The sequence below is a fragment of the Sphaerisporangium rufum genome, assembly GCF_016863395.1.
GTDB classification, from domain to species: domain Bacteria; phylum Actinomycetota; class Actinomycetes; order Streptosporangiales; family Streptosporangiaceae; genus Sphaerisporangium; species Sphaerisporangium rufum.
In genome coordinates this window covers 82,789-95,041 of the sequence record NZ_BOOU01000077.1, presented here as the reverse complement: position 1 = coordinate 95,041, position 12,253 = coordinate 82,789, and the positions used below count along the sequence as shown (strand labels likewise).

At 73.6% G+C, this 12,253-nt stretch carries 11 protein-coding genes; 5 read left to right on the top strand and 6 right to left on the bottom strand.

Annotation, left to right across the window (positions count from 1 at the left end):
* Together Sru01_RS28420 and Sru01_RS28415 are read left to right on the top strand one after the other, a co-directional pair.
* Positions 1–278 (top strand): SIS domain-containing protein (locus Sru01_RS28420; protein ID WP_203991849.1); only part of this gene is annotated, 278 nt, incomplete at its 5' end.
* Positions 279–623: 345 nt separating this feature from the next.
* Positions 624–2,903, top strand: coding sequence for a rhamnogalacturonan lyase family protein (locus tag Sru01_RS28415; RefSeq protein ID WP_203991847.1), 2,280 nt, complete (start codon positions 624–626; stop codon positions 2,901–2,903).
* 84 nt (positions 2,904–2,987) lie between these two features.
* Here Sru01_RS28415 and Sru01_RS28410 read toward each other — a convergent pair whose 3' ends face one another.
* The 5 genes from Sru01_RS28410 to Sru01_RS28385 all read right to left on the bottom strand — a co-directional run bounded on the left by Sru01_RS28410 (position 2,988) and on the right by Sru01_RS28385 (position 7,328).
* Positions 2,988–3,491: an NUDIX domain-containing protein gene (locus tag Sru01_RS28410; protein ID WP_203991845.1), complete on the bottom strand. Its 504-nt coding sequence runs from the start codon at positions 3,489–3,491 to the stop codon at positions 2,988–2,990.
* Positions 3,492–3,656: 165 nt separating this feature from the next.
* Positions 3,657–4,445 (bottom strand): MBL fold metallo-hydrolase, encoded by a 789-nt coding sequence (locus tag Sru01_RS28405; protein WP_239137805.1) that lies wholly within the window; start codon positions 4,443–4,445, stop codon positions 3,657–3,659.
* Positions 4,446–4,515: 70 nt separating this feature from the next.
* Positions 4,516–5,154 (bottom strand): NAD(P)-dependent oxidoreductase, encoded by a 639-nt coding sequence (locus Sru01_RS28400; protein WP_203991843.1) that lies wholly within the window; start codon positions 5,152–5,154, stop codon positions 4,516–4,518.
* A gap of 261 nt (positions 5,155–5,415) precedes the next feature.
* The gene (locus Sru01_RS28390) at positions 5,416–6,723 is read right to left on the bottom strand and encodes a carotenoid oxygenase family protein (RefSeq protein WP_203991840.1); all 1,308 of its coding nucleotides are present in this window, start codon (positions 6,721–6,723) and stop codon (positions 5,416–5,418) included.
* 41 nt (positions 6,724–6,764) lie between these two features.
* A complete protein-coding gene (locus Sru01_RS28385) occupies positions 6,765–7,328 on the bottom strand; it encodes a hypothetical protein (protein WP_203991837.1) in 564 nt (187 codons plus the stop codon).
* An 84-nt stretch (positions 7,329–7,412) separates the two neighbouring features.
* Here Sru01_RS28385 and Sru01_RS28380 point away from each other — a divergent pair, with 84 nt between their 5' ends.
* From Sru01_RS28380 to Sru01_RS28370, 3 genes are all read left to right on the top strand, one after another.
* Positions 7,413–7,952: a PadR family transcriptional regulator gene (locus Sru01_RS28380; protein ID WP_203991835.1), complete on the top strand. Its 540-nt coding sequence runs from the start codon at positions 7,413–7,415 to the stop codon at positions 7,950–7,952.
* 151 nt (positions 7,953–8,103) lie between these two features.
* Positions 8,104–9,282, top strand: coding sequence for a thiolase family protein (locus tag Sru01_RS28375; RefSeq protein WP_203991871.1), 1,179 nt, complete (start codon positions 8,104–8,106; stop codon positions 9,280–9,282).
* A complete protein-coding gene (locus Sru01_RS28370) occupies positions 9,279–11,372 on the top strand; it encodes a 3-hydroxyacyl-CoA dehydrogenase NAD-binding domain-containing protein (RefSeq protein WP_203991832.1) in 2,094 nt (697 codons plus the stop codon). The genes Sru01_RS28375 and Sru01_RS28370 overlap by 4 nt, the downstream gene beginning before the upstream one ends.
* Positions 11,373–11,443: 71 nt before the next feature.
* On the opposite strand, the gene Sru01_RS28365 is transcribed toward Sru01_RS28370, so the two are convergent.
* Positions 11,444–11,944: a methyltransferase family protein gene (locus tag Sru01_RS28365; RefSeq protein WP_203991829.1), complete on the bottom strand. Its 501-nt coding sequence runs from the start codon at positions 11,942–11,944 to the stop codon at positions 11,444–11,446.
* Between the last annotated feature and the right edge of the window lie 309 nt (positions 11,945–12,253).

The following is a 12,253-nucleotide window of genomic DNA, read 5'->3' as shown; positions in this document are numbered from 1 at the left end:
ACCCCGGCGACATCCTCATCTGCCTGTCCACCAGCGGCACCAGCCGTAACGTGGTCGGGGCGGCGCGGGCCGGCCGGGCGCGGGGCCTGCTCACCTGGGCGCTCACCGGGCGCGCGCCCAACCCGCTGGCCGACGCCTGCGACGAGGCGCTGGCGGTCCCCGCCGACGACACCGCCACCGTCCAGGAAGTCCACCTCGCGGTCATCCACCTGCTGTGCGACGCGGTGGAGGAGGCGGCCGGCGCCGATCGCCCGGCCGGCCTCACCCTTCCCCGGTGATCGTCCCGGCCGGTGCGGCCGGACAGATCCCATCACCGGCCGTGCCATGCTCCCGGGCGGCGGGATCCCGCGATTCCCGGTCAGGAGCGGCCTGGCCCGCCGGCGGCCGGCCCACCATCGGCTCCGAAACTTTCAGCGCCATCGACGGGTGGCCGGGACGCCGCTCCGCGTATCACCCCAGGTAGGCGAGCGGGCGCATGGTCCGGACCACATGGGGTTCTGGTGCGTCACTGGTGCCAGCAAAACGATTCAATTAGCTTCCGTGCCCAACGGTCATACCGGGACGAGGCACCCCGATGCGACCGCCCATGCCATGAGAAGGCCGAAACATCGAAGGGATGTGTCATGCGCGAGGGCGCGAGAACACGGGCACGCCGCCGGGCGGTGCTGGGCGCGGCGGCGCTCATCGCACTTGCGGGCGGCACCGCGGTCACCGCGGAGGCCGCCGCGATCGGCTGCCGCGTCGACTACGCGGTCTCCTCCCAATGGGGTGGCGGTTTCGGGGCGAACGTCAGCATCACCAACCTCGGCGACCCGGTGAACGGCTGGAAGCTGACGTGGAGCTTCACCGCCGGCCAGCAGGTGAGCCAGGCGTGGAACGCCACGGTGACCCAGAGCGGTTCACAGGTGACCGCGTCCGACGCCGGCTACAACGCCTCCCTCGGCACCGGCGCCTCGACCAGCTTCGGCTTCAATGCCTCGTGGAACAACTCCAGCAACCCGGTGCCGGCGTCGTTCAGCCTGAACGGCGTCGCCTGCACCGGCGACACCGGCCCCGGCCCGACCCCGACGCCCACGCCGACCGTCACGCCGACGCCCACGCCCACGCCGAGCGTCACGCCCACCCCGACGCCGACGCCGACGGTGCCCGCCGCCGGCGCCCGGCAGGTGGAGCGGCTGAACCGCGGCCTGATCAGCGTCCGGTCCGGCAGCAACAACCTGGTGAGCTGGCGCCTGCTCGGCACCGACCCCGCCGGCGTCGCGTTCAACCTCTACCGCGGCACCACCAAGGTGAACTCCTCGCCCATCACCGGGTCGACCGATTACCTGGACAGCGGCGCGGCGGCGGACGCCTCCTACACCGTGCGGCCGGTGGTCAACGGCACCGAGCAGGCGGCCTCGGAGGGCTCGCTGCGCTTCGGCAACGGCTACCTGGACGTGCCGCTGCAGCGGCCCTCCGGCGGCACCACGCCGGACGGGGTGAGCTACACCTACAGCGCCAACGACGCGAGCGTCGGCGACCTGGACGGCGACGGCCAGTACGAGATCGTGCTGAAGTGGGACCCGTCCAACGCCAAGGACAACTCCCAGTCCGGCTACACCGGCAACGTGTACGTCGACGCCTACCGGCTGAACGGCACCCGGCTGTGGCGAATCGACCTCGGCCGCAACATCCGGGCCGGCGCGCACTACACGCAGTTCCAGGTGTACGACTACAACGGCGACGGCCGGGCCGAGGTCGCCATGAAGACGGCGGACGGCACGGTCGACGGCACCGGCCGGGTGATCGGCAGCTCCTCGGCGGACTACCGCAACAGCTCCGGATACGTGCTGTCCGGGCCGGAGTTCCTCACCATGTTCAACGGCCAGAACGGTGCGGCGCTGTCCACGGTGAACTACAACCCGCCGCGCGGCACGGTCTCGTCCTGGGGTGACAGCTACGGCAACCGGGTGGACCGCTTCCTGGCGGCCACCGCCTACCTGGACGGCACCCGGCCCAGCCTGATCATGGCGCGCGGCTACTACACCCGCGCGGTGGTCGTGGCCTGGGACTTCCGCAACGGCGCGCTCACCCAGCGCTGGGTCTTCGACAGCAACGCCTCCGGCAACGGGTCCTTCGCCGGGCAGGGGAACCACAACCTGTCGGTCGCGGACGTGGACGGCGACGGCCGGGACGAGATCGTCTACGGCGCGGCGTGCATCGACGACAACGGCCGCGCCCTGTGGAACACCGGCAACGGCCACGGCGACGCGCTGCACGTCGGCGACTTGGACCCGTCCCGGGGCGGCCTTGAGGTGTTCAAGGTGGACGAGGACGCCTCCAAGCCCAGCTCGTGGATGGCCGATGCCCGGAACGGGCAGATCCTGTGGACGACGCCCGCCAACGGCGACAACGGCCGCGGCGTCTCGGCCGACATCTGGGCCGGCAGCGCGGGCGCCGAGTCCTGGTCGGCGGCGGCGGGCGGGCTGTACAACCCCAAGGGCCAGAACGTCGGCACCAAGCCGTCGTCGATGAACTTCCTGGCCTGGTGGGACGGCGACCCGGTGCGCGAGCTGCTCGACAAGACCTACGTCAACAAGTACAACGGCAGCGGCGAGACCCGGGTGTTCACCGGCTCCGGGGTGACCTCCAACAACGGCACCAAGGCCACCCCGTCGCTGTCCGGCGACCTGTGGGGCGACTGGCGCGAGGAGGTCATCTGGCCGACCACCGACAGCTCGGCGCTGCGCATCTACTCGACGCCCACCCAGACCGACCGGCGGATCCCGACGCTGATGCACGACACGCAGTACCGGGTGGCCATCGCCTGGCAGAACACCGCCTACAACCAGCCGCCGCATCCGAGCTTCTTCATCGGCAACGGCATGTCCACCCCGCCGCAGCCCAACGTCTACACCCCCTGACCGGCCGGCCACCGGCCGCCCGAGCACGACGGCCTCCCCGGCACCCCCGGGGAGGCCGTTCCCTTTCCTGCTCCGGCCCTTTTCCTACTCCGGCTCGCCCGGGGCCAGGAACCCGGCGGATCCGCCGGTGAGGTAGAAGCTCGTACCGCCGGTCCGGGCGGCGATGGCGGCGCGCAGCCGGCGGACCAGGTAGGCCGGCATGACCTCCCGGGCCTCGCCGGGGGCGACGAAGCGGTAGGCGTCCAGCTCCTCGCGCTGCAGCACGATGCCGTCCTCGCTCGGCAACGTGCCGCAGTCGAACAGGAAGTGCACCAGCGGCAGCGGCCGGTCGCCGAGCGGCGGCACCCAGTGCACGCCGAGCAGCCGGCCGACCGGCAGGATCAGCCCCAGTTCCTCCCGGACCTCCCGGGCACAGGCGTCCGCGGGCGTCTCCCCCTCGTCCACGTGCCCGCCCGGCCACAGCCAGTGGTCGCGGTAGTTGGGCTTGACCAGCAGCACCCGGCCTCGGCGGTCGGTGATGAAGGCCCCCGCGCCGGCCAGGGTCTTGTTGATCCGGGCGTAGAAGTCGTCCGGCGGGATCGTGGCCATCCTCCGACGGTAACCGCCGCCCGGCCGCCGCCACCGCCCGGGGTGACCCGGCCCTGGTGAGCCAGGCCGGGTGCCCGGACCGGGTGCCCCGTCCGGGTGCCCGGGCGGCGTGCCCGGGCCGGGTGCCGGGATCCGCGTGCACGGCCCCGGCGGGCGGACGGCGGGTCAGCCGGCAGGTCGGTCGGTCAGGTCGGTGAAGGGCTCGGCGAAGTGCGCGGTGCCGATGGTGCCGCCGGCGGCGCGCACCGCGCGCAGCAGCTCGGCCCGGGTGGCCGCCGCCTGCTCGGGGTCGCGGTCGTGGGCATAGCGGATCGCCGGGTCGCGCAGCTGCACCGGGTGCAGCACCACGTCGCCGGTCAGGGTGAGCGGGCCGACCTCGACCACCTGGTGGCCCGGGGTGTGCCCGGGGGTGTGCCGGACCCGCACGCCCGGCAGGACCCCGGCGTCGCCGTCCACCGCGTCGATCAGGCCGGTGAGCGGGCGCAGCACCCGTTCCAGGATCGCGTTGGGGCCACCGCCCTCGATCCAGTCGATCTCCGCGCGCTGGATGACGTGGCGGGCGTTGGGAAAGGCCGGGACGCCCTCGGTGACGGCGCCGGCCGCGTGGTCGCTGTGCAGGTGGGTGAACACGACGGTGCCGACGTCCGCGGGCGCCACGCCGGCCCGGGTGAGCTCGGCCACCAGTGCCCCGGGCACCGGCGCCCAGTTCGACGCCGGCGAGTCGGTGCCGCCGATGCCGGTGTCCACCAGCACCGGCCGCCCGGTCCGGCCGCGCAGCAGGTAGCACCGGAAGTGCAGCTCCCAGGTGTCGGCGGGCAGCCCGGCCCAGTCGGCCGGCGAGCCGCCGGTGAGGATGGCACCCGGCGGGCTGCGCAGCGGGCCGCTCATCGGCCCCACCGCGTCGCGGAGCGGGACGACCTCGACGTCCCCGAACGACCTCGGCGCGTACGACATCGTGCCCAACCTTCCGGTCCGCCGGTGCTGAAGGTCCACCTTAACGAGCGCCGGGGCCGGGCGGCGGGCGTCACCCGGCGACGCCGACCGCCTGCTTCACCGCCGCCGGGTCATCGAGCAGCGCCAGCATGGCGTGGGCGAGGTCGGCCCGGGAGATGCTCCGCGCCGCCGGCACGTTGCCGCCGACGACCACCCGGTAGTCGCCGGTGCGCGGCCCGAGGGTGAGCCGGGGCGGGCGGACGATGGTCCACTCCGCGGCGCTGTGCCGCACCTCGTCCTCCATCGCGGCCAGATCGGCGTAGGCGTCCCGCAGGAACCGGCGCAGCAGCGGCACCAGGATCAGGCGCCGCGCCGCGCTCTCCCCGGCGGGCATCGGGCCGACCGGCATGGCGCTCAGCACCTCGACCCGCGCCACCCCGGCCGCCGCGCTCGCGCGCAGGATCGCCCGGGTGGCGGCGGTGGCGATGCCACCGGACCTGCGGGTGCGGGAGCCGAGCGCCGACACCACCGCGTCCTGCCCGGCCAGGGCGGCCTGGAAGGTCTCGGGCCGGGTGACGTCGGCGGTGGTGACGACCTGCAGCGCCGGATGGTCGATCCGCAGGCCGGCCGGGTCGCGGACCACCGCGGTGACCTGGTGGCCGGCGTCGAGCGCCTGCCGGACGACTTCCTGGCCGGTACGGCCGGTGGCCCCGAAGACGGCGACTTTCATCGCGCCCCTCCTTAGTTGGTGAGTACTCACTCACACCCGCTGCTTCGCGGCGCTGCGGGACGCCGGGCGGCTGCGGGCGGACGCCGACCCCGGCGCGGCGGCCGCCCTGCTGCTCGGCGCCTGCTTCCAGCGCGCCTTCCTGCTCCACCTGACAGGTGTGGAGGAGTCACCGGCCGGCACCGCCGAGTTCGCGGCGGGGCTGGCGCGCACCCTGCTGGCCGGGGCCGGCTGACCGGCCGCGGCCGGCAGGGCGGCGCGTCGTCAGCCGGCCGGGTCGGGGAGCCAGGAGCCGTGGAAGCCGGCCGGGACGCGGCGCGGCAGGTGGACCGAGGCGACGGTGTCCAGGCCGCCGGCGTCCAGCACCAGCAGCTCCGCCGCGTCCTGGTGGGTGACGATGGACAGCAGCCACCCCTCGTCCTCCCCGCGGGCGCCTGGCGCCGGCACGAACACCGCCTCGCCCGGCCGGGCGCCGAGCTCGCGGACGTGCGCGGCGCCGGTCACGGTGTCGTACTTGACCAGCTCCGAGCGGCCCACCGTGTACAGGTACCGGCCGGCCCGGCCGAGCCGCCGGTCGTCGAGGGTGGGGAACTCCACCGTCCGGTCGTCCAGCTGCTCCTCCTTGACCGCGCCGGAGGCCGGGTCGAGGATCCACCGGTGCAGCACGGCGCCGCCGGTGCGGGTCACCGGGTCGGCGGCGCCGGCGATGCGGGTCCAGATCCCGGTGAACGCCTCGGGCGAGTAGCGGACCGCGTCCAGCACGATGCGCCCGGCCGGGTCCTCCCAGGCGTTGCCGGTGTGGAACACGTAGCAGGGGTCGACGTCGAACCAGGTCACCCGGCCGGCCCGGTCCATGACGCCGAGCCGCGCGCCGTAGGAGTCGTCCCAGCGGTACGGCATGCCCTGGCCGACCAGGTCCATGTCGAAGACGACCGGCAGGTCGAGCCAGATGACGTGGTTCTCGGTGACGGCGAAATCGTGCACCATCGTCGGCCCGGGAACGTCGATCGGCCGGCTCTCCACCAGCTCCCCGGCGGCCGACAGCCGGTGATAGGTGAGGTAGGGCGCGGTGAAGCCGTAGCCGAAGAAGTGCAGTTCCCCGGTGGCCGGGTCCTCCTTGGGGTGCGCGGTCATCGCGGTGGTCAGCCGCCCGCCGAAGTCGCACGAGCCGACGGTGTCCAGCTCGGGGGTCATCTGGTAGGGGAAGCCGTTCTCCACCAGGGCGAAGATCGTGCCCGCGTGCCGGATGACGTGGGTGTTGGCCGGCACGGCGGTGCGGTCGACCGTGCCGTGCTCGTCGACGTGCCGGGCGTCCTCGGTGAAGGCGCGGGTGCGCACCCACCGGTTGCGGTACCACTCGGCGCGCCCGTCGCGCAGCCGGACGCCGTGGATCATGCCGGCGCCGGCGAACCAGTGGCCGGGGTCGTCGCCGGGCTTGGGGTTGGGCCCGTTGCGGAAGTACCGCCCGGTCAGCGCGGCCGGCAGCTCGCCGGTCACCGCCAGCGCGGTGGCGTCGATCTCGTCGGGCACCGGCGCGAGCGCGCCGGTCAGGTACGCGGGCTGGTGGGTCATGTGCGGCGCCTTTCTGGTGGTGGTGGTGGCTCGGAGCCGGGTCAGCCGGCGGTGGCCGCCCGGGCCCGCACCAGGCGGGGGTATCGGACGGTGAACACGGCGGGCAGCACGAAGGTGACGATCTTCACGGTGACGACCGCCGCGGTCGCGTGCGGGGCGGCGCGCAGCAGCACGGCCAGCCCGATCGCGGCGACGGTGAACGCGACGCCCCACACCGCGGTGATGGTCACGTTGACCCGGCGGAACTGCGGCGTGTCCCAGAGGCGTGGTGGCGTCATGCCGCGGGCGATGCCCAGGGTGAACGGCCGGCCGGCGGCCAGCGACCCCCAGACCGTGGCGGCCAGCCAGGCATTGACCAGCGCCGGGCCGTACGGCGTGAGCGGCGAATCCGGGTCGGCGAAGGACAGCGCGGCGGCGAGCGCGAAGAACACCGCGCCGCTGGCCTCGATCACCATCTGGTCCCACCGCCTGCCGGCGGCCCGGTCGGCGGCGATGACCACCAGGGCGATCAGCAGGCCGGCGACCGCGCCGTAGCGCCACTCGTCACCGGTCGCGATCACCGCGTAGGCGATCCACGGGAGGAAGCCGGCCAGGCTGCGGATCATCTCGCGCTCCTTATATTCCACTTTAGACAGGTCGAACATAGAACCTCTGTCATCGACCTGTCAACTGTGGAATATGATGGCCGCATGAGCCTCAGACATGCCCTGCTCGGCCTGCTCACCGCCGGCCCGGCGAGCGGATACGACCTGCTCAAGCTGTTCGAGATATCCCTGGCCAACGTGTGGCCGGCCACCCAGAGCCAGGTCTACGCCGAGCTGAACCGGCTCGCCGACGCGGGGCTGGTCAAGGTCGCGGCCGAGGGCCCGCGCGGGCGCAAGGAGTACGTCCTGGACGAGCGAGGACTCGCCGAGCTGCGGCACTGGCTGACCGACGTCCCGCCGGCCGGCAACCCGCGTAACGAGATGTTGCTGCGGGTGTTCTTCCTCGGCCAGGTCGAGCCGGACCGGGCCCGCGCGTTCCTGCGGGCCCAAGGCGAGCGCGCCGCCGCCCAGCACGAGCGGCTGAACGCGATCCGCGAGGTCGCCGCCGGGGATGACGACCTCGCGGTGTACGGCCGGCTGGCCCTGGAGTGGGGGCTGCGCGCCAGCGCGATGCAGCGCGACTGGGCCGAATGGGCCGAAGAGCAGCTGGCCGAGGCGGCCGCGGCGCGCGCCCGGCCCGCCTGACCCGCCGGGACCGCGCCACCGGACCATTCCCGCCGCCCGCCTGCCCGCGCCACGCCGGGACGCGACGCGCCAGGACTTGTTACTGACGAGTAGCATGGGGGCAAGCCATCGAGCATGCGAGGAGCCAGCCGTGCCTTCGTCCCGTGACGTCGTGTTCGTCGACGGCGTACGCACGCCTTTCGGCCGGTCGGGCCCCAAGGGCCTGTACGCCGAGACGCGCGCCGACGACCTGGTCGTCCGTGTCATCCGTGAACTGATGCGGCGCAACCCCGGGCTGCCGCCCGAACGCGTCGACGAGGTGGCCATCGCGGCCACCACCCAGATCGGCGACCAGGGCCTGACCATCGGCCGCTCGGCCGCGGTGCTGGCCGGCCTGCCCAAGTCGGTGCCCGGGTACGCCATCGACCGCATGTGCGCGGGCGCGATGACCGCGGTGACCAGCGTGGCGGGCGGCATCGCCTTCGGCGCCTACGACGTGGCCATCGCCGGCGGCGTCGAGCACATGGGCCGGCACCCGATGGGCGAGGGCGTCGACCCCAACCCCCGGTTCCTGTCGGAGAAGCTGGTGGACGGCTCCGCGCTGATCATGGGCATGACCGCGGAGAACCTGCACGACCGCTACCCGGAGATCAGCAAGGAGCGCGCCGACGCCTACGCGGTCGCCTCCCAGGAGAAGGTCGCCAAGGCCTACGCCGACGGCCGGATCCAGCTCGACCTGGTGCCGACGGCCACCCGCAAGGCCGCCGAGGGCTGGGGCCTGGCCACCGAGGACGAGCCGCCGCGGCCGGGCACCACCATGGCGGGGCTCGCCGCGCTGAAGACCCCGTTCCGCCCGCACGGCCGGGTGACCGCCGGCAACGCCGCCGGGCTCAACGACGGGGCCACCGGCTGCGTCGTCGCCGCGGCCGACGTCGCCGCCGAGCTCGGCCTCACCGCCAGGATGCGGCTGGTCTCCTACGCCTTCGCCGGGGTGGACCCCGAGGTGATGGGCGTCGGCCCCATCCCGTCCACCGAGCGGGCCCTGCGCCTGGCCGGGCTGACCATCGACGACCTGGGCCTGATCGAGATCAACGAGGCCTTCGCCGTCCAGGTGCTCGCCTTCCTCTCGCACTTCGGCATCCCCGACGACGACCCGCGGGTCAACCCCTACGGCGGCGCCATCGCGTTCGGCCACCCGCTGGCCTCCTCGGGGGTGCGCCTCATGACGCAGCTCGCCCGGCAGTTCGGCGACCGGCCGGACGTGCGGTACGGCGTCACCACCATGTGCGTCGGCATGGGCATGGGCGGGACGGTCATCTGGGAGAACCTCGCCTGGGAGGGCGCCAAGTGAGCGGCATCACCGAGATCTTCGACGACGAGGTCGTCACGCACGCGCTGGTCCGCGACGTCGCCCTGCCCGGCGGCGCCGGCACGATGGCGCTGATCACCCTGGACAACGGCTTCGACCACACCAAGCCGAACACCTTCGGCCCGCGCGGCCTGACCGAGCTGGACGCGGCGCTGACCGCCATCGCCGCCCGCGACGACCTGGCCGCGGTCGGCGTCACCGGCAAGCCGTTCATCTTCGCGGTGGGCGCCGACCTGAAGGGCGCCGCCCTGGTGCGCACCCGCGCCCAGGCCGAGGAGCTCGGCCGGCTCGGGCACGAGGTCTTCCGCCGGCTCGGCGAGCTGGACGTGCCGTCGTTCGCGTTCGTCAACGGCGCGGCGATGGGCGGCGGCCTGGAGGTGGCGCTGCACTGCACCTACCGGACGATCTCCTCCGGGGTGCCCGCGGTGGCGCTGCCCGAGTGCTTCCTCGGCCTGGTGCCCGGCTGGGGCGGCACCCAGCTGCTCCCGCGCCTCATCGGCCCGGCCAACGCGCTCAAGCTGATCATCGAGAACCCGCTGTCCCAGAACCGCATGATCAAGGGACGGGAGGCGTTCCGGCTGGGCGTCGCCGACGCGATCTTCGAGCCGGCCGACTTCCTGGAGGAGAGCCTGCGCTGGGCCGCCCGGGTGGTGACCGGCGAGACCGCGGTCTCCCGGCACCCGTTCATCGCCGACGCCGGTGCCTGGCAGGCGGCGGTCGACGGGGCGCGCGCCCTGGTGGACCTCAAGGTGCGCGGCGCCTCCCCCGCCCCGTACCGGGCGCTGGACCTGGTCGAGCTGGCCCGCACCGCCGGGCGCGACGAGGGCTTCGCCGCCGAGACCGCGGCGCTGGCCGACCTGCTGATGGGCGACGAGCTGCGGGCCGGCCTGTACTCGTTCGACCTGGTGCAGCGGCGGGCCAAGCGCCCGGCCGGCGCGCCGGACCGGGCACTGGCCCGCAAGGTGACCAAGGTCGGCGTGGTCGGGGCCGGGCTGATGGCGTCGCAGCTGGCGCTGCTGTTCGCCCGCCGGCTGGAGGTGCCGGTGGTGCTCACCGACCTCGACCAGGAGCGCCTGGACAAGGGCGTCGGCTACGTGCGCGCCGAGGTCGACAAGCTGCTGGGCAAGGGCCGGATCACCGCCGACCAGGCCAACCGGCTGAAGGGCCTGGTCAGCGGCTCGCTCACCAAGGACGCATTCGCCGACGCCGACTTCGTGATCGAGGCCGTCTTCGAGGACCTGGAGATCAAGAAGCGGGTGTTCGCCGAGGTCGAGGCGGTGGTGGGCCCGGAGTGCGTACTCGCCACCAACACCTCCTCGCTGCCGGTGACCGCGATGGCCGCCGACCTATGGCACCCCGAGCGGGTGGTGGGCTTCCACTTCTTCAACCCGGTCGCGGTGCTGCCGCTGCTGGAGATCGTCCGCGGCGAGCGCACCGACGACGCGACGCTGGCCACGGCCTTCGCGGTGGCCAGGACGCTGAAGAAGTCCAGCGTGCTGGTCAAGGACTCGCCGGCCTTCGTGGTGAACCGCCTGCTCACCCGGTTCATGGGCGAGGTCATCGGCGCGGTGGACGAGGGCACCCCCATCGAGACCGCCGACCATGCCCTGGACGGGCTGGGCCTGCCGATGACGCCGTTCGCGCTGCTGCAGCTGGTCGGGCCGGCCGTCGCGCTGCACGTCGCCGAGACGCTGCACCGGGCGTTCCCCGACCGCTACCGGGTCTCGGCGAACCTGGCCGAGCTGGTGAAGGCCGGCAAGCCGGGCGTGTACGCCGCCGACCTGTCCATCGACCCCGAGGCGCGGAAGATCTTCGAGCGCGAGGGCGGTACCGGGCCGAGCGGTGAGGAGGTCCGCGACCGGGCGCTGCGCGCGCTGGCCGAAGAGGTGCGGATCATGCTGGACGAGAAGGTCGTCGCCGCGGCCGAGGACATCGACCTGTGCATGATCCTCGGGGCCGGCTGGCCGTTCCACACCGGCGGCATCACCCCCTACCTCGACCGCGAGGGCATCGCCAAGAAGGTCAACCGCCGCCGCTTCCTCCAGCCCGGCGTCGCCTCCGTCCCGGCCTGACCCTCCGCCGCCCGGCGGCGCCCGCCAGGGCGTCCCGGGCGGCCATCCGTGCCGGGCACGCAGGCACGGGATCATCCGTGCCAGGGGCGCAGGCGCGGGATCCACGCCGGGACGGCGCGCCGGTAGCGCTCGTAGTCGGCGCCGAACCGCCGGGCGAGCGTGGGCTCCTCGTACCAGCGGACGAACGCGGCGGGCACCGCCCACACCGCGGCGGCGTAGAGGAGCAGCTCCGGCCGCCCGAACCACAGCGCCTGCCCCAGTACGGCGGACAGCACCCCGACGTACATCGGATTGCGCACGTACCGGTAGAGCCCGCCGACCACCAGCCGGTCCGGTGCGGCGGCGGGCATCGGCGTGCCGCGTCCCTCGACGACGAAGCGGACGAACGCCTGCACGATCACGGCCGCACCGGCCAGGACCAGCACCGCGCCGAGGACCCGCACCGGAACCGGGTACGGCCCGGCGGAGCCGGTACGCCAGCCGGTGATCCACCACGGGAGGTACCCGGCCACCGTACCGGGCGCCACCAGCAGGAACAGCGCACTGCCCGCCGCGGCAGGACCTCTGCGCATCGCCGTCTCCTTCCCGGCCGCGCCCGCCAGGGGGCGGCACCGGATAGAATTCATCAAACCGTGAATTTCACGGTACTCCGGTTTCCACCCCGGCGATAGATCTCCGCGGTCGATTTTCAGCATCCGATGAATTCTGCCCGGGCCGGTGAGTGCCCGGGCCGGTACCGCGGTCAGCGCTCGTAGTCCTTGAGGGCGGCGGTGGCGCCCTCGCGGAGCTTGCGGGCGACCAGGCCCCTACCTCGACCGCGAGGGCATCGCCAAGAAGGTCAACCGCCGCCGCTTCCTCCAGCCCGGCGTCGCCTCCGTCCC